This window comes from Rhodococcus sp. NPDC057529, assembly GCF_042802055.1.
GTDB lineage: Bacteria > Actinomycetota > Actinomycetes > Mycobacteriales > Mycobacteriaceae > Rhodococcus_F.
Genome location: NZ_JBHVEY010000003.1, coordinates 123,164 through 139,913, shown reverse-complemented (window position 1 = coordinate 139,913; position 16,750 = coordinate 123,164). Strand labels below are relative to the sequence as shown.

Annotated in this window: 16 protein-coding genes; 7 read left to right on the top strand and 9 right to left on the bottom strand. The window is 65.5% G+C overall.

Annotation, left to right across the window (positions count from 1 at the left end):
- Window positions 1-5 precede the first annotated feature (5 nt).
- The 5 genes from ACFU5V_RS06610 to ACFU5V_RS06590 all read left to right on the top strand — a co-directional run bounded on the left by ACFU5V_RS06610 (window position 6) and on the right by ACFU5V_RS06590 (window position 5,236).
- Window positions 6-1,004, top strand: a complete 999-nt coding sequence (locus ACFU5V_RS06610) for a C-terminal binding protein (protein WP_378697789.1) — start codon at window positions 6-8, stop codon at window positions 1,002-1,004.
- Window positions 1,005-1,038: 34 nt separating this feature from the next.
- A complete protein-coding gene (locus ACFU5V_RS06605) occupies window positions 1,039-1,716 on the top strand; it encodes an RraA family protein (RefSeq protein WP_378697786.1) in 678 nt (225 codons plus the stop codon).
- A gap of 30 nt (window positions 1,717-1,746) precedes the next feature.
- On the top strand, window positions 1,747-3,105 hold the full coding sequence (locus ACFU5V_RS06600; protein WP_378697784.1) for an MFS transporter: 1,359 nt from the start codon (window positions 1,747-1,749) through the stop codon (window positions 3,103-3,105).
- A complete protein-coding gene (locus ACFU5V_RS06595; protein WP_378697782.1) occupies window positions 3,102-4,256 on the top strand; it encodes a mandelate racemase/muconate lactonizing enzyme family protein in 1,155 nt (384 codons plus the stop codon). Before ACFU5V_RS06600 ends, ACFU5V_RS06595 begins: the two co-directional genes overlap by 4 nt.
- Before the next feature lie 272 nt (window positions 4,257-4,528).
- Entirely contained in the window at window positions 4,529-5,236 is a 708-nt protein-coding gene (locus tag ACFU5V_RS06590; RefSeq protein ID WP_378697780.1) for a class I SAM-dependent methyltransferase, read from the top strand.
- Window positions 5,237-5,479: 243 nt separating this feature from the next.
- Here the strand turns inward: ACFU5V_RS06590 and ACFU5V_RS06585 are convergent, their stop codons facing one another.
- Together ACFU5V_RS06585 and ACFU5V_RS06580 are read right to left on the bottom strand one after the other, a co-directional pair.
- Window positions 5,480-5,833, bottom strand: coding sequence for a hypothetical protein (locus ACFU5V_RS06585; protein WP_378697778.1), 354 nt, complete (start codon window positions 5,831-5,833; stop codon window positions 5,480-5,482).
- Window positions 5,830-6,279 (bottom strand): hypothetical protein, encoded by a 450-nt coding sequence (locus ACFU5V_RS06580; protein WP_378697776.1) that lies wholly within the window; start codon window positions 6,277-6,279, stop codon window positions 5,830-5,832. The genes ACFU5V_RS06585 and ACFU5V_RS06580 overlap by 4 nt, the downstream gene beginning before the upstream one ends.
- A 343-nt stretch (window positions 6,280-6,622) precedes the next feature.
- Here ACFU5V_RS06580 and ACFU5V_RS06575 point away from each other — a divergent pair, with 343 nt between their 5' ends.
- Window positions 6,623-8,980: an arylsulfatase gene (locus ACFU5V_RS06575; RefSeq protein ID WP_378697774.1), complete on the top strand. Its 2,358-nt coding sequence runs from the start codon at window positions 6,623-6,625 to the stop codon at window positions 8,978-8,980.
- Between the two features lie 219 nt (window positions 8,981-9,199).
- On the opposite strand, the gene ACFU5V_RS06570 is transcribed toward ACFU5V_RS06575, so the two are convergent.
- The gene (locus ACFU5V_RS06570; RefSeq protein ID WP_378697772.1) at window positions 9,200-9,355 is read right to left on the bottom strand and encodes a hypothetical protein; all 156 of its coding nucleotides are present in this window, start codon (window positions 9,353-9,355) and stop codon (window positions 9,200-9,202) included.
- A gap of 733 nt (window positions 9,356-10,088) precedes the next feature.
- On the opposite strand from ACFU5V_RS06570, the gene ACFU5V_RS06565 reads away from it, so the two are divergent.
- Window positions 10,089-10,211: a PAS domain-containing protein gene (locus tag ACFU5V_RS06565; RefSeq protein ID WP_378437524.1), complete on the top strand. Its 123-nt coding sequence runs from the start codon at window positions 10,089-10,091 to the stop codon at window positions 10,209-10,211.
- 370 nt (window positions 10,212-10,581) lie between these two features.
- Here ACFU5V_RS06565 and ACFU5V_RS06560 read toward each other — a convergent pair whose 3' ends face one another.
- From ACFU5V_RS06560 to ACFU5V_RS06535, 6 genes are all read right to left on the bottom strand, one after another.
- Window positions 10,582-11,349 (bottom strand): alpha/beta fold hydrolase, encoded by a 768-nt coding sequence (locus ACFU5V_RS06560; protein ID WP_378437511.1) that lies wholly within the window; start codon window positions 11,347-11,349, stop codon window positions 10,582-10,584.
- On the bottom strand, window positions 11,342-12,475 hold the full coding sequence (locus ACFU5V_RS06555) for a hypothetical protein (protein WP_378437509.1): 1,134 nt from the start codon (window positions 12,473-12,475) through the stop codon (window positions 11,342-11,344). The genes ACFU5V_RS06560 and ACFU5V_RS06555 overlap by 8 nt, the downstream gene beginning before the upstream one ends.
- Before the next feature lie 28 nt (window positions 12,476-12,503).
- Window positions 12,504-13,487 carry an aldo/keto reductase gene (locus ACFU5V_RS06550; RefSeq protein WP_378437507.1) on the bottom strand — a complete coding sequence of 328 codons (984 nt, stop codon included), beginning with the start codon at window positions 13,485-13,487 and terminating at the stop codon, window positions 12,504-12,506.
- Entirely contained in the window at window positions 13,484-14,401 is a 918-nt protein-coding gene (locus ACFU5V_RS06545; RefSeq protein ID WP_378697770.1) for an NAD(P)-dependent oxidoreductase, read from the bottom strand. The genes ACFU5V_RS06550 and ACFU5V_RS06545 overlap by 4 nt, the downstream gene beginning before the upstream one ends.
- Window positions 14,402-14,490: 89 nt before the next feature.
- Entirely contained in the window at window positions 14,491-15,210 is a 720-nt protein-coding gene (locus ACFU5V_RS06540) for a FadR/GntR family transcriptional regulator (RefSeq protein WP_378437502.1), read from the bottom strand.
- 126 nt (window positions 15,211-15,336) lie between these two features.
- Entirely contained in the window at window positions 15,337-16,722 is a 1,386-nt protein-coding gene (locus ACFU5V_RS06535) for an MFS transporter (protein WP_378437500.1), read from the bottom strand.
- Window positions 16,723-16,750 lie beyond the last annotated feature (28 nt).

The window sequence follows — 16,750 nt, the reverse complement described above, 5'->3', positions numbered from 1 at the left end:
CTCGAATGACGTTCAAGGTCTACGTCAGCGACTACGACTATCCCGATCTGGACATCGAGCGGTCCGTGCTCGAACCGATCGGAGCGGAGGTCGTCGGTCTGCAGTGCCGAAGCGGGCACGGACTAGGTGAACTCGCCCGCGACGCGGACGCGATCATCCAGCAGTACGCCAAGATCGATGCCACCACCATCGGCGCGCTCGAGCACTGCAAGGTCATCGCCCGCTACGGCATCGGAGTCGACATCCTCGACGTCGAGGCCGCGACAAGCGCGGGCATCATGGTCACCAATGTCCCCGACTACTGCATCGAAGAGGTCGCCGACCACTCGATCAGCATGGCGTTCACCCTGATCCGATCCATCCCGGCCTATGACCGCGCCACCAAGGCCGGCACGTGGCACTGGGCGAGCTGGAATCGGCCGGTGCGGCGGATGCGCGGCAGCGTCTTCGGGTTCGTCGGATTCGGACGCATCGCCCAGAACATGGCCCACAAACTCGCGGCCTTCGGCCTCGACCTCGTCGCGTACGACCCGTTCGTCTCCGAGAGCCTGATGCGTACCCACGGAGTCCGAAAGACCGAACTCGCCGAACTCCTCGAGGTCGCCGACGTCGTCGACGTCATGTGTCCTTGGACTCCCGCAACCCACCATCTCATCGACGAGGCCGCAATGCTGTCGATGAAGCCCGGAGCGTTGCTCGTCAACTGCGCACGAGGCAAGGTCGTCGACAACAACGCTCTATACAAGGCCCTGATCTCCGGTCATCTGGCCGGCGCTGCGCTCGACGACACCGAAGAGGAACCCGCCAAGCAGGACTCGTGGTCGCCGGATCAGAACCCCCTGTTCGGCCTCGACAACTGCGTCATCACTCCCCATGTCGCGTACATCTCCCAGGAGGCGCTGGACGAGTGCCGGCTGACCGCCGCACACAACGTCCGGGCCGTTCTACTCGGCGAACGACCGCCCAACCCTGTCGCCGTCCCGGCACTCGCCCTCGCCCACTGACAACAAGAGCTGTTCAGCAAAGGAACCCAATTCGATGACCGCTATCGTTCACCCGCGCCCCCACACCGACTCCGAACTCGTCACCCAGTTTCAGGCCATGGGCTCGGTGATGTCGCTCTCGTGCGTCGTCTCCGACGCTCTCGTGCGCTCGAACACCATGCGCCACGACATGAAGCCCAAAGGTGCGGACAAGAAAATCATCGGAACCGCACTCACCGTCCAGCTGACCGCCGGCGACATCGTCGACTGCCTCGACGCCCTCGACGTGGCACGGCCCGGCGACGTCATCGTCATCGACGCCTTCGGCGAGACCGAGACCTCGATCTGGGGCGGCCTGATGACCGGGCTGGCCAAGAATGCCGGAGTTGTCGGCGCCGTCATCGACGGGAGCTGCCGCGATACCGACGAGGCGAGGTTCCTCGACTTTCCGGTTACCGCCAAGGCCAGTGGACCCCGCCAGGCTCACACCGCCATCAGCGGGCGACGCGAACCACTCCAGATCAACGTGCCGATCAGCTGCGGCGGCGTCCTCGTCAACCCCGGCGATCTGATTGTCGCCGACGAAATCGGGGTCGCCGTCGTTCCGCGCGCCGACATGGCCGAGGTCTACGCCCGCGCACAGGAAATCGCCCGCAACGAGGAGCGCATGCGTGAGCTGATTCTCGAGGGTGCAACCTTCCAGGACCTGCTCGACAAATTCGGGCGAATCTGAAATTCTCCACGAGACGCAGAGAGAATCGCGATGGATATCACCAAATCCGACGACGTCGACATGACGAAAGCAACGAACGCGGCACCCGTGACCAAGCCGAAGGGCCGGATACGCTGGATCGTTCTCGGACTGCTGTGCCTGCTCGCCCTGATCAACAACATCGACCGACTGGCCCTGTCGGTCGCGGCCCCGGCCATGCAGGCCGACCTCGGTCTCACCGCCACCGACATCGGACTGCTCGGCAGCGCCTTCGCGCTGTTCTATGCGATCGGCCAGCTGCCGTCCGGCTGGCTGATCGACCGCTACGGCACTCGCCTGCTCGGTGGCGCGGTGGTGCTCTGGAGTTTGGCGACCGCCGCCATGGGCATGTTCAACAAGATGGGATGGTTCGTCCTGGCTCGGGCGTGGCTCGGGCTCGCCGAGGCCCCGTCCCTCCTCGCGACGAACAAGATCGTCACCCACTGGTTCCCGAAGAAGGAACAGGGCATCGCCAACGCCAGTTGGGACGCCGCCCTCAAGGCGGGACCCGCGTTCTTCACCGGAATCCTGGTGTGGATCGTGGCAGCCTTCGGCTGGCGCACACTGTTCTTCATCGCCGGTATCGCCGGAATCGTCTTCGCCGTGCTGTTTCTCCTCAGCTACCGAAACCCGGATGATCACCCAAGGCTCACCACCGAAGAGCGTGACTACATCCGGCAAGACCGCGACAGCAACAGCCCGAAGACCGACCACGTGCCGTGGGGCGCACTCTTCACCCGCCCGACCATGTGGGGCATGATGGCCGGCTACTTCTGCAACATGTGGGTGTACCAGATCTTCTTGACCTTCATCCCACTGTTCGTGATCAACGAATTCGGAATCGAATTCAAATCCATGGGGCTGATTGTCAGCGTTCCCTGGATCGGGGCGATCATCGGCGACCTGACCAGCGGCGTGCTGTCCAAGCGCCTCAGCGAGCGTGCCGGCTGGACGACGAAGAAGGCAAAGATGCGGGTCATCACCGTCTCCCTGGCCTTCCAGGCCGGCCTCGTCGCACTCATTCCACTCCACGGAGCCGGCATGTCGAATTCGACCGGCCTGGCATTCACCATCACGCTGATGGCGTTCGCACTCGGATTCAACGGCGCCGTCGTCGCACACGCCTGGTCGATGGCCGCCGAAGTCACGACCACCGAAACCGTCGCCTCCGTCGCATCCCTGCAAAATTTCGGCGGCTTCCTCGGGGCCACCGTTTCCCCCCTCGTCGCGGGAATCATCATCGACGCCACCGACAGCTTCAACCTCGTCTTCTTCTCCGCAGGAATCGTCGGCGTCCTCTCCCTCGCCTTCTACCACTTCGGCGTCCGCCGACCGATCATCACCGCAACCAGTCACCAGGAAGCCGCATGAAGATCGCAAGCATCAACACGTATGTTCTCAAAAGCCCGCTGCCGCAACCTTTTGCCTACTCCCAAGGCTGGGTTACCGCCCGATCGACCACCCTGGTCCGGATCCGTACCGACGACGGCGTCGAAGGATGGGGTGAAACCTTCAGCGTCGGACTTCAGCCACCGGAGATCGCCGCCGCCGTCGTAGAGTCGGCCCTCGCGCCCCTCATCCTCGACCGGGACCCGTTCGACGTCGAGGTGCTGTGGAATGAGATGTACCTGCGTACAAGGGACTTCGGACGCAAGGGCGTCGTCGTCGGCGCGATCAGCGCGATCGACATCGCACTGTGGGACATTATCGGCAAGAGCGTCGGCCGCCCGGTGTACCAACTCCTGGGCGGCGCCTTCCGGAACCGGATCCAGTGTTACGCCACCGGCTTCTTCCGGACCAAAGGGCAGGGACAAGCAGCGGAGATGGCCGAGGAGGCGTGTCGCCACGCCGACGCCGGCTTCTCCCTGATGAAGGTCAAACTCGGCTTCGGACTCGACGACGATCTCGACGTGATGAGCCAGATCCGGGCCGCGGTCGGCGACCGCAGTGGCTTCATGATCGATGCCAACCACGGTTATGGATCCAGTGACGCGATCCGGCTCGGCCGCGGGCTCGCCGACTACAACCTGGCCTGGTTCGAGGAACCCGTCGTCCCTGAGGACTACGCCGCCTACCGGCGCGTCCGGCAGGCTCTCGATGTCCCCATTGCCGGCGGCGAAGCCGAATTCACGATGTACGGATTCAAGGACCTCATCGCACACGAAGCCGTCGACATCGCGCAACCCGACATCTGCCTCGCCGGCGGATTCACCGCACTGCGCCACATCAACGTGCTCGCGCAGACCGGCGGCGTCCAGGTGAACCCTCACGTGTGGGGAACCGCGGTGGGACAGTACGCATCGTTGCACATGATCGCGGCGACTCCCACCACACACTATTCACTCTTCGCGGACCAGCCGCTCTTCGAATACGACACGTCGTCGCACCCCTTCCGCACATCCCTCGTGACAAGCCCGTTGGAACACACCGGGGGATGGCTGGATCTCCCGCGAGAACCTGGCCTCGGGTTCACCATCGACGAGGAATTCCTCGAACGCGAAGGAACTCTCATCCGCGTCTGACACCCCAGTCCGACCTCGTTCCGGGTCCGGGCACCGCGATCCTGCTGCAGCTCGCGGGCCACGAACTCGCCGTCCCGGCGGGCGAGGTGAAACTCAGGACCGACATGAACATCTATGGCGTGCAAGAGCTTCCGGTGCGCCTTCGGCCCGTGAGTACTTGTTAACGTCGGGCGGTTAACAAGTACTCACGGGCGGTACCGCGCCAGCGGCACTTCTTGCCGATACGGCAAGAAATCTCGCCGAAACCGTCGGTGTTGTTGCACTGTGTTGGCATGGACGAAGCAGGCGAGGCCACCGAGGTCACGACGACATCAAGCGAGGCGGACGAATGGGATGCGCGCTACAGCGAGCGCGATCGCGTGTGGAGCGGAGAACCCAACGGCGCACTCGTCGACGAGATGACCGGCGCACGCCCGGGACGCGCCCTCGACGTCGGCTGCGGTGAAGGCGCCGACGCACTCTGGCTCGCCCGCCAGGGATGGGCCGTCACCGCGCTGGACGTTTCGCGCATCGCCCTCGACCGGGCACGGGCCCACGCAGACAGGGAAGACGTGGACATCACCTGGGTGCTGAGCGGACTGCTCGATGCCGAGTTACCCGCCGGTGGTTTCGACCTGGTCTCAGCCCAGTACCCCGCCCTGCGCAGAACCGCCGACCGTGCCGCCGAACGCGCGCTGATCTCCGCCGTCGCACCGGGCGGCACCCTGCTGGTCGTGCACCACGACATCCGCGACGCAGCCGCGGCACGCGAGCACGGCTTCGAACCCGACGACTGGGTCACACCCGGTGACGTGGCAGCGCTACTCGATGACAGCTGGCACACCGACGTCAACGAAGTGCGGGAACGCTCGATCACCGGTGGCGCGGGCGCACACCACACCCACGACGTGGTCCTGCGCGCCCACCGGCCACTGCACCACCGCAGCCCATCCACCAGGCATCGAACAGCCAACGGGCGCTCACACGAACGCACCCGCTAATGGGACCACCCGACAGGCGCGGTGGGCAACCATTACACCAACCAGCCCGGAGGCCAAAGGCCAATAGCCCGAATAGGTTCGGTCGGGAGTGAAGAACGATTCCGAGGGAGCCCGGGCACCGACAGGCCGGCTGGATCGACATCATGCTCGGCCATTCTCAGTCGTGGACTTCGCGCAAGCCGAGCTCTTCCGCCACCCCGAAGTCGATGGCGTCGATTCGCCCCATTCAGTTGCTCGGCAACACTATTCAGTCTGCTTGGGTTGCCCAATGCCCGCGTGCTTCAGCCACAAGGTGCGGTGCTCGATGTCCACGACGTACCAGACGCGACCACCGGAGGTGACCTCGTACTGCCACTGCTCCATCTCAACACCGTTGTGCACCCCGGTCGCGAGCTTGCCCTTCAACTGGTGATGGCGTGTGGTCGACTCCTGCGCGACCGCGCGGCGTCGCATCTCCTCGTACGCCACCAGCGTGTTCGCCGGCGCGTGCCGGCACAACTCGTCCCACCCCTTTGCCGCATCGCTCGTTGCGAACCGCAGGTCCCACAACTCTCCGGCCGCCGGCGGCGCGACTCGCTCGCCCCGCTTCGGGCTCACAGCTCCGGCACCGGTACGGCCCCGAAGTCACCCTCAGTCGACGCCGACACGATCCGGGCCAGCTCCGGATCGGCATACACCTCCGCCGTGTGGCGCCGCGTTGCGATCGTGCGGGCCGGCGGAGCCGGATTATCCAGCGATGAGCCTGCCCGAAGCGAGGCGATCAGCTCGTCGACGAAGTCGGCGACCTCCTCACCCGAGAGGTAGCTCACCCACGGGAACGCCGCCGCGACGACCTTGCGGACCAGATCACGGTCATCCGAGTGCAGCAGGGCGTCAGCCATCGCCGCCGCCGCGAGCACCTCGCGTTCCTGATCCGCCCGCGCCGCCGTCATCAACACCAGATGCTCATCGTCGCGGCGCGTCACCCGCAGCGGCCGCGCTCCCGACCGCTGCCATTCCGACAGTGTCGCCTTCCCCTTGTTCTGAATATCCGAGAACGGCACCTCATACCTCACCCACAGACCTTTAAAGTGTGCGGCCGGCAAGATATGGTCACGGGCTCCGCTGATCAGATTCGTCCAGGATCCGAATCGGTGAACCGGCGTATTTTCACCTGTCTCATCGGAGCCATCGCTGTCGCGGCAGTGCTGACCAGGGTCAGCGAGACCTCGGACGTGGTCACCGCCGAGGCGGCCGTGGCCACGAAGGCGAGCGCGGCAGTACCCAGAGGGCGCGGGCCGCCGGTCGTCCCGTCCAACTGTTACCCCATTAGCCTCTGGCGATGACCGGGTGGGTAGTGCTTTCGTGAATGAAGGGGGGCAGACCCGATCGATCGAGGAGCCGGTCATGGCCAAGCCGTTCAGAGGTGTCGTCAATCTCGATATTCGTGATTCGATCCCGGACTGGGGTCCGTACGAGCAACCGAAGGCGCCGCCCGGTTCGCCGAACGTCCTCTACATCGTGCTCGACGACGTCGGCTACGGTGCCCTGGGCTGCTACGGCGGGCCGATCGAGACCCCGAACATCGACAAGATCGCCGCGAACGGGCTGCGGTACGGGCAGTGGCACACCACTGCGCTGTGCTCCCCGACCCGCTCTTGCCTGCTCACCGGACGTAACCACACCACCAACGGGATGGGCTGCATCAGCGAGGCCGCCAGCGGTTTCCCCGGTGCGAACGGGCACATCCCACCCGAATGCGCCACCCTCGCCGAGATCCTGGTCGAGCACGGCTATTCCACCGCGATGGTCGGCAAGTGGCACCTGTGCGCCCAGGACGAGATGAACGCGGCGTCCACCAAACGGAACTGGCCGATCGGCCGTGGCTTCGAACGCTTCTACGGCTTCCTCGGCGGGGAGACCAACCAGTGGTACCCGGACCTGGTGCACGACAACCACCCGGTTCAGGCTCCCACCACCCCGGAGCAGGGGTACCACCTCGGTGTCGACATCACCGGCCGGGCCATCGAGTACCTCGACGACGTGAAGGCGATCGCTCCGGACCGCCCGGTGTTCCTGTACTACGCGCCCGGCTGCGCGCACGCCCCGCACCACGTGCCCCGCGAATGGGCCGATCGCTACCGCGGGAAGTTCGATACCGGGTACGAGGCGATGCGCGAGCAGATCCTGGCCCGGCAGAAGCAGATGGGCCTGGTCCCGCAGAACACCGAGCTGCCACCGCTCAACCCGGTCGGCACTCCCGAGAACCGCACCGGCCTCGACGGTCAGCCGTTCCCGCCGCTGGACTTCACCCGCCCCTGGGACACCCTGTCCGACGACGAGAAGCGCCTGTTCGCCCGGATGGCCGAGGTGTACGCGGGATTCCTGTCGCATTGCGACGACCAGATCGGCCGCCTGCTGGCCTACCTCGAGGACATCGGGCAACTCGACAACACCATCATCGCGCTGGTCTCCGACAACGGCGCCAGCGGCGAGGGCGGACCCAACGGCTCGGTCAACGAGAACAAGATGTTCAACGGCGTGCCGGACGACTTGGCCGAGAATCTGACGATGCTCGACGAACTCGGCAGCACCAACACGTACAACCACTACCCCAACGGGTGGGCGATGGCCTTCAACGCCCCGTTCAAGATGTGGAAGCGCTACACCTTCAACGGCGGCACCTGCGACCCGTGCCTGATCTCCTGGCCCGCCGGGATCACCGCCCGCGGCGAGACCCGCGACCAGTACCACCACGCCATCGACCTTGTCCCGACCCTGCTCGACTGCCTCGGCCTCGAACTCCCGGACACGATCAAGGGGTACGCCCAGCACCCGCTGCAAGGGGTGAGCATGCGGTACAGCTTCGACACCGGCTCCATCCCCACCGCCAAGCACACCCAGTTCTACTCGATGCTCGGTAGCCGGGGGATCTGGCACGACGGCTGGAAGGCCGTCACCACCCACCCCACGATCAGCGGCTGGAGCCACTTCCCGGACGACACCTGGGAGCTCTACAACACCGACGTGGACCGCGCCGAGCTCCGCGACCTCGCCGCCGAGGAGCCCGGCCGACTGGCCGAGTTGGTCGGGTTGTGGTTCCACGAGGCCGGCGCCAACCAGGCGTTGCCGCTCGACGATCGTCAGCCCGTCGAGATCCTCACCACCCCGCGCCCGCAGCCGGTGGCCCCACGCAACCGCTACGTCTACCGTCCGGGCGGCGCCCCGGTGCCCGAGTCGGTCGCGGTCAGTGTGCGCAACCGCTCCTACTCGATCGGGGCGCTCGTCGACATCCCCGATCCGGGCGCGTCCGGGGTGCTGTTCGCCCACGGCGGCCGGTTCGGCGGCCACACCCTGTACGTCAGGGACAACCGGCTGCACTACGTCTACAACTTCCTCGGCAGCGAACAGCAGACCATCGACGCCACCGAAGACGTGCCGACCGATCACAACGTGATCCTGGCCGCCTCCTTCGACAAGGACGGTGAAGATCCACCCGGCACCGCCCGGGGCGTGCTGAGCCTGTACTACGGCGACCGCAAGGTCGGCGAGGGCCGAATCCGGACCCAACCCGGTCCGTTCGGTCTCGGCGGCGCAGGCCTCACCGCCGGCCGCGGGGGCGCCGAAGCCGTCACCGACGACTACCCCGGAACCACACCCTGGGCGTTCACCGGCGGCACCCTGAACCGGGTCGTCGTCGACGTCAGCGGCGAACCCTACGTCGACCTCGAACGCGCAGCCGCCGCCATGCTCTCCCGCGAATAGCACGACCGAAACGACGAGGCGTCGGGCTCTGCCGAGATGATGTGCTCGGCGGAGCCCGCGTTTTCCGTCGGCCATGTCCACCGTTCAGCGTTCCTGTTGTGCCCCAACAATTCCGATAAGTGGGCATCAGCGTCGTGCGGACGGGGCGCTACCAGCGAGAGACGGCGCTCGGGTTCGGCTCGTCGCTGCCCCGAATCGCGACCGGAGTCGCCGGTGTGATCAGGAGGCGAACCGTCGAGTCTGGTTGACGAAACCGACGAATCCGCCGCTGCCATGGTCTTCGAAGATGACCCTGATGGCGTCCTCGAGGCCGTGGGCGGCGGCGGCATCGGCGAGCGGATAACGGACCCCGTCGTAGATCGCTTCGTAACTCATGATCCCTCTCCCGCTGGTGTCGTGGTTCTCCCAGCGTAAGAGCGCCGGGCGAGCAAGTTCTCGATCAGCGGGAGTCGCTCGAAAGGCTCACACCGACGACGGTGATTACCGCGTGTTCAATCCGTGCGGGCACGCTCTCTTCCATAAGTATTCGCCATCAGCCGCCCCCGGAGGGCCGTCCACCGACGAGAACGACACCGCGACGTCGAAACGGCCGGGAACCCAATTGCCGCTCGGGCACCGACCACCGATGACGCACGCCACCCGAACGCCCTCCGCTACTACTCCACACGAATGGACGCCATGACCGACGGACCGGCCGAGTACACGCCCCCAGGTTCCGCACGGACACACCACCGAGTGGATCAAGGCCCATCTCGAGCGGATGGACCGTCCAGACCCGCAGGCGGCACCGATCACCGGCGGGGCCACCGCCGAGCCGACTTGACTTGCGCGGCCGACCACGACCAGCGGGACCAGGAACGATACCGCCCCGCAGATTGGGTCGGCGCGCGGGACGCGCGGCGTCCGCCCGCGCGCTGGGCTGCCCGTCGCTCGAGTCCGTACGGCAGCCCGAAGGGCGAACCCGTTCTCGCCCGGTGTGGTTCCGCCCGGGCACCGAGCGCACCCCGACCGATCCCGCGGACCACAGCGATTTGGAACCCGAACATCCGCACACACCGCCACCGGCGCACGGCGATGCACTGAGCGGCGAGGAGTCCGGCACCTGTTGGTGCGCAGCCCTATTCCGATTCTCGTGCACGACCAGGCGCGCCTGCTCGACATCAATCAGACGTTCGCGACCCTGCTGGGATACGACTGCCGGAGATCGCCGGCCGGCACGTCCACCAGGTGATCCACCTGAATGACACCGCCATCGGCTCGCCGCGACCGTCCGACGCACACGGGAACGGACCCATACTGTGAGAGCCCAGCCGCCACCGCACCCGCGGCCTATCCCGAGATCCACGATGCGTCGTCGCCGCTGCACCAGGCCGCGCGTGAGAGCGGAGACGGCGAAGCGGTGAATCCCTGGGCCGGGCAGGCCCTACAAGTCGCGAAGGACCGGCCGGCCGCCGAGGTGGTGAGCGCCTGGTCAGAGGGTGCCGTGCGTCACTCGAAGCTGCGGCGAAGCATATCTAACGGTGCCGGGCTGCGCCTGCCCATACCGTTGCCCCATGCCCACACGCCCCGAAGACCCCCACGCCGACCATTCGCTGATGTGCTCAGGGTGTCGAGTAGGACAGAGGTTTCGACGGCATGGTCCCCGCTGATTCGGGTGGAAGCGAGTTCTTGATGTCGGCGAGCCATCGCGTCAATGTCCTTCCGATGTCGGTCGGTCGTTCCATCGGTGTCAGGTGCCCGCTGTTGGGGATGACCTCGAACGTCGAGTCGGGAAGGTGCGTGGCGATCTCGCGCATCGCAGGCACCCCACACAATGGATCATCCTCGCCGGCCAAAACCATACTCGGACAGGTGATCCCGCGTAATGCGTCGCGATAGTCGATGCGCGAGGCCTGCGCCGCCAATTGGGCCCGGAGTCCTCCGCTGCCGACGTGTTCGGCCATCGCAAGTACCCGCGCCGCCAAGGTCGGGTCCGCCGCCCGGGAGCGCGCCGACGTCAAATCCTCCAGCAGTCGCCGTTGTTCGGAGACTGCCGAACCCCCGTGGTCGAGTCGGGTTGCGGATTCACACCACGCACGGCGCTGATCTGGGCGTGGGGCGCGGGCGTTCGTCGAGAGCAGGGCAATGCCGGTGATGCGGTGTGGGGCAAGCATGGCCAGGTGTATCGCGACGATTCCGCCCAAGGAGAGGCCGACCACACTGAACTTGGGCGGTGCGCTGGCCAGGATGTTATTCGCGATCGAAGCTACCGAATTCCGTTCCAGGACGGCGTGATGGATGCGTGCGTGACGGCGAAGCGGCTCCTCGACTTTGGTCCACAGTTGCCGACTGCACATCATCCCTGGGATCAGGATGACATGATCAGTCATCGTCGGTGCTCCGGGACAGCACCGACCAGGGTGCGATGTACCCGTTGGCGTCGAAGGTCACGTCCTTGTCGCGGGCGCCTTCGATCACTTCGAGGTCCCATTGAATTCGGACGCGTCCGTCGCCGCCGTTGACGACCACCATTTCGCCGTCACCGTCGTCGAGTTGTTCGAAGCGACGCCACACCCCCGCCGGAATGGAGAGGGTGTCACGGGGCTCGAGGACGACGGACCGTTCGTCGGCACCGCTGTTGAGAGTAATTTTCCATCGCCCGCTGCGGGCGATGAGCGCCTGCGGGGCGTCGTGCCGATGTTGCAGTAGCCCCTCACCGGTGTGGGCGCGTAGCCACGCGAGGTTGAATCCGTGCGGGTTGTAGACCCTCGGTTCCTGGTTTCGGTCTTCGGTCATGCCGAAGCCGATGACGAGTGCGAGTTCGGCGTGTCCGCCAGGCAGGGTGCTGCATAGGAAGGCGCGGTCCGACCACTCGCGGTCGTCTTCGGTGGTGACACGGCTACGCATCTGTTCCGGGGTGTAGTGGCGCAAGGCGTCGATCTCCTGCTGAGGCATCGGCCGGATCAGGTCGACATCGGCGGGTTCCCCGTCCGCGTGTTCGACGAGTTCGTTGTCCCGGGTCAGGTAGAGCCCGTAGTTCGCGGCTTCACGCAGCACCGACGGGCCCCAGAGGATCCCACCAGTGTCGTCCATCCCGAGGACGGTGAAGAGCCAACCGTCGTCGGGACCGGTGTTGGTAAAACCGCGGTAGATCCACGTCGGTACGGTCACGATGTCCCCGGCGGTGGAGTGGTATTCGCCGGCGGTGCCGTCGACGCCCCAGCGGAACAGCCACTCGCCGCTGAAGTTGAGGAAGACTTCGGCGGTGAAGTGCATGTGCAGATTGTTGGTGATGCCGTGCGGCATGGCCGCGGCACCAACGTTGAATCCGTGTGGTTCACGGAGGTTGATCACCTGATCGGAGTTTTGCGAGACTCCGGATCCGATGAGTGCGTAGTTTTCCTTCTTGTCCGACCCGGGGGTCTTGCAGTCGATGAAGGCCTGGTTGCAACTGACCAGGTCCGCCCGGCGGATGGTTCGGCGGTCCAACTCGTCTTGGGTCACGATGGTGTTCACGGAAATGTCCACTCCTCGGGTGTTCGGTTCAGTGGGAAAGGGTCAGGGATGCAAGCAGTTCGGAATCTTTCGCGTTCAGCGTGACGTCGAGGCAGGACCAGCTGCGGCGGAGTTGTTCGACGGTGCGGCATCCGATCACCGGCACGGTGTCGATGTCGCAGTCGACCAGTGCGCGCAGGGCCAGGGCTGTCGGGTCGGTTCCATAGGAGTCGGCGAGGCGATTCAGCATCTCGGCGGTGCGGGCATTGCCTGGGGTGTCGTAGCGTTCCACCGATTCGGGCATCGGTCCTGTGCCCCGGATCTTCTCGAAGTAGCCCTTGGCTTGCGCCGAGTAGGGCACGACGGGGAGGCGGTGGGTGCGGTGGAATTCGAGCAGGCTCGGGTCCATGTATGTCAGGTCGGGTGCCACCCGGTTCGCCATGGGCGCGGCGAGGCTCCATTCGAGCTGGTTGGCGACGAAGCCGCGCGCCCCGGACGCGTTCGCGAACTGCGCGGCCGCTGCGAGGCGGCCGGCGGAGAAGTTGCTGGCCGCGTAGTACCGGATGACGCCCTCGCCTACGAGCAATTCCATCGTGTCGAGGATGTCCTCGATCGGGCGGGAGGGGTCGTCGCGGTGGAGGTAGTACAAATCTATCGGCGCGCCGCCGAGGTTCTCGACGCTGGCGTAGGCGTCGGCCCGCAGCGAGGTGCGATCGAGCCGGGGGCCCGCGGGGTGGGTCAGGTCCGGGTGTCCGCCCTTGGTGGCCACCACCATCTCGTTCCGAATGTTCCGGGTGGTCAACCATCGCCCCAGTGTGCGCTCGCTGCAGCTGCGTTCGACACCCGGCACCCAGTCGGCATAGACCAGCGCCGTGTCGACGAAGTTTCCCCCGAGCTCGGCAAACGTGTCCAGGAGGGCGAAGGACTCGTCCTCGTCAAGAGTCGAGCCGAACCGGTTGCCGCCCAGGCACAGTCGTGACACCTGCAGATCGGTACCGGGCAAGACCAGGAGGCTGTTCGCCGCGGTGGTCATCGTTGCGCACCGGTGGTCGGTGCTTCGGCGAGCGCCGCCATGTCTTCGAAGGTTTCCAGAATCGACCAAATGTCCTGTTTGCCGGATCCCCCTGCCTGACGCTGGGTCATCAGCTGTCGCACCGCCGATGTCAGCGGCATGGGGATTCGTTGGTCGCGCGCGGCGGACAGGACGATGTCGAGGTCTTTGGCGGCGGTGTCGATATCGGACGGCGGACTGTCGAAATCTCGCTTCTTGAGCATCGGCGTCTTGAGGGCGAGTTGGACGGATCCGAGGGGTCCGTCGTTGAGGATGTCGAGCATTTGCTCGAAATCGACGCCGCCCTTTTCGCCCAGCGTCAGCGCCTCTCCCATCAGGGCCGCGTACACGCCGACGATGGTGCTGTGCACCAGCTTCAGGTAGGCGGCGACCTCGTCGCGGCCGACGTAGAGGATGCGCTTGCCCAGTGCTGCCAGGACGGGCTCGGCGCGGTCGAAATCGGCGGGGGATCCGGAGGCGAAGATGGTGAGCTCCCCCGCCTCGGCCAACCCGATGCTCCCGGCGACTCGCCCTCGGAGGTAGTCGATGCCCGACGCCGACAGCGCCGCTCCGACCTCTGCCGATGCGGCGGGAGACACCGTGCTCAGGTCGCAGTACAGGTGGCCGGGCCGGGCGCCGTGCACGATCCCGGACTCCCCAAGCGCCACCTGCCGCAGCACTGCGTCGTTCATGATGATGGAGAGGCTGACATCGGACGCTGCAGCCACCGCAGCGGGCGATTCGGCGATCTGTGCCCCTCGTGCGGCAAGCGGTTCGCACTTGGACCGATCGATGTCGTATACGACGAAGGGGTGGCCGGCTGTCAGGAGATTTCCGGCCATCGGACCGCCCATGCGTCCCAGTCCGATGAAACCGATTACGGGTGATCTGTCCATACCTGGAGACCGTACTGCGAAAACTACCCAAGGTCAACCGGTCGACCAATTTTTCCATCATGCAAGGACGCGAGCCGGGCCCCAAGCCGTCAGTCGCCTATTGTGTTGGCCAGGTTGCGATTTGCGCTTCTCATGTGCGCGAACATGGCCGCCCGTGCGGCCTCGGCGTCGCCCTCTTCAATTGCTTCGAAGATCGGCAGGTGCACTGCGAGTGAGGACCGGGTCTCCCCCATCGCGGTGATTACCCGGTTGGTCCAGACCTGCAGGAGCGAGCGGATGCTCGAAAGCACGCCCGCTAGCACCGTGTTGCCGCTGAGCTCGGCGATCTTGAGATGGAACCGGACGTCGGCGGCGATGTAGCGGGCGAGGTCGGCGTCGGCCGCTTTCATCTCGTCGACGATTGCGCGAAGTTCCTCGAGACCCGCGGGTGAGCGTCGTTTCGCGGCCAGGCCCGCGAGAATCACCTCTACCTCCGCGCGGGCTTCGGTCAGGTCCTGCACGCGACGCTCGCCCAGCAGGAGTCCCCATTCGATGATGCGCGGCAACAGATCCGAACTCGACCCTGCAAGGTAGGTTCCGTCCCCCTGGCGCACATCGAGCAGCCCGAGCAGGGTCAGCGACTTGAGCGCCTCCCGGACAGCGGACCGGCCGACATCGAGGGACTCCGACAGGGCGCGCTCGGAAGGAATTTTGCCGCCCGGCGGGATTTCCCCGGACAACAGGTACTCGATCAGTCGATGCGCCAGCTCTACGCTCGCCGGCTGGCGGCGCTCAACCTTCGTCAGAAGCGATTCGACCTGCTGAGACATACCCAGCCCACCCTTTCACCCTCAATGTATCGAACTCTTGACCACATGTGTCCGACCGGTCGACCATACTACGAAAGTGGGCATCGAGGCGTTGTGCCTCGATGCCCAATCGGCGTTGCGCTCACATCAGCTGTCGTACTTGCTGTCCACGAGCCGGGTGCCCTTGGTCTCGCGGAAGCCGAGGGTCACGCACAGCAGAGAGATGAGCGCGATCGCGCAGACGTAGATCGGAACGGACCAGATGGTCCCGGTTACCGAGGTCAGGAAGGTGGCGACGAGAGGGGCGGTGCCACCGAAGATGCCGAAGCCGAGGTTGTAGGCCATGGCGCTGGCGCTGTAGCGAACCTTCGTCGGGAACATCTCGGCCATGCTCACCGTCAGGGCGACCGAGATCAACATGATCGGCACAAGGTAGATCAGCTGGGCAACCAATGCCGCGGCGAAGGTGTGGGCTAGAACGACCTTGAAGGCCAACGGAATGCAGACGAAGGTGGAGACGCAGGCAGCGATCAACATCGGTTTGCGCCCGATCTTGTCCACGAGCAGTCCGGACAGAACCAGCAGAGGAATCAGTACGCCGAGGGCGATGAAGTTCGACGCCAGGGCCTGCTCTTTGGGCATGTTCACCGGGTCGCCCTGCAGGTATCCCGGCAGAAAGGTCACCCAGGTGTAGGAGAGGACGGCGTTGGTGATGGCGAAACCGGCGAACACCAGGATCGGCTTCCACTGGGTGCGCAGCGCGTCGAGCACCGGGCTCTTGGTGATGACGTCCTCGTGCCGCCCCTCCTCGATCGCACGTTGCTGGTCCTCCTGGAGCCGGCGAAACTCGGGTGTCTCGGGGATACGCAGCCGGAGGAACAGACCGAACAGGGTCAACGGCATGGCGACCAGGAACGGAATCCGCCACCCCCAGGTCTCCATCTGCCCGTCGCTGACCAGGCTCGCCACCAGTGCCGACAGTCCGGCGCCGCAGAGGAGACCGAAGAACACACTGACCGACAGGAAGCTGGTGTAGAACCCGCGCCGCTTCTCGTCCGCGTATTCGACGATGAATGCCACCGCTCCGGCGTACTCGCCGCCCTGGACGAGTCCCTGCAACAGTCGGACCACCAGAAGGAACATCGTGGCGGCGAAGCCGACGGCGGCATAGGACGGCAGGAGACCGATGATGGTGGTGAGCACACCCATCGAGATGATCGCCACCGCGAGGGCGTTGCGCCGTCCCAGTCTGTCGCCGAAGCGTCCGAAGATCATGCCACCGAAGGGGCGGGCGAGGAAGGAGATCGCGAACCCGGCGTATACGCCGAGCATCGCCGCGGTCTGGTTCTCCCCGGGGAAGAATGTCGCCGCCATGTACGGAGCCAGGAAGCCGTAGATTCCGTAGTCGAACTGCTCGATGAAGTTGCCGACCGTGCCTGCGAGAATGGGCTTGCGCAGCGATACCTTCTTCCCGCCGGGCGGTTGCGGATCGGCGGTCGCGGGTGCTGGTGTGGTGTCGCTCTGGACGGACATACGGGCCTCCGAAAATGGTCTGGGCAGT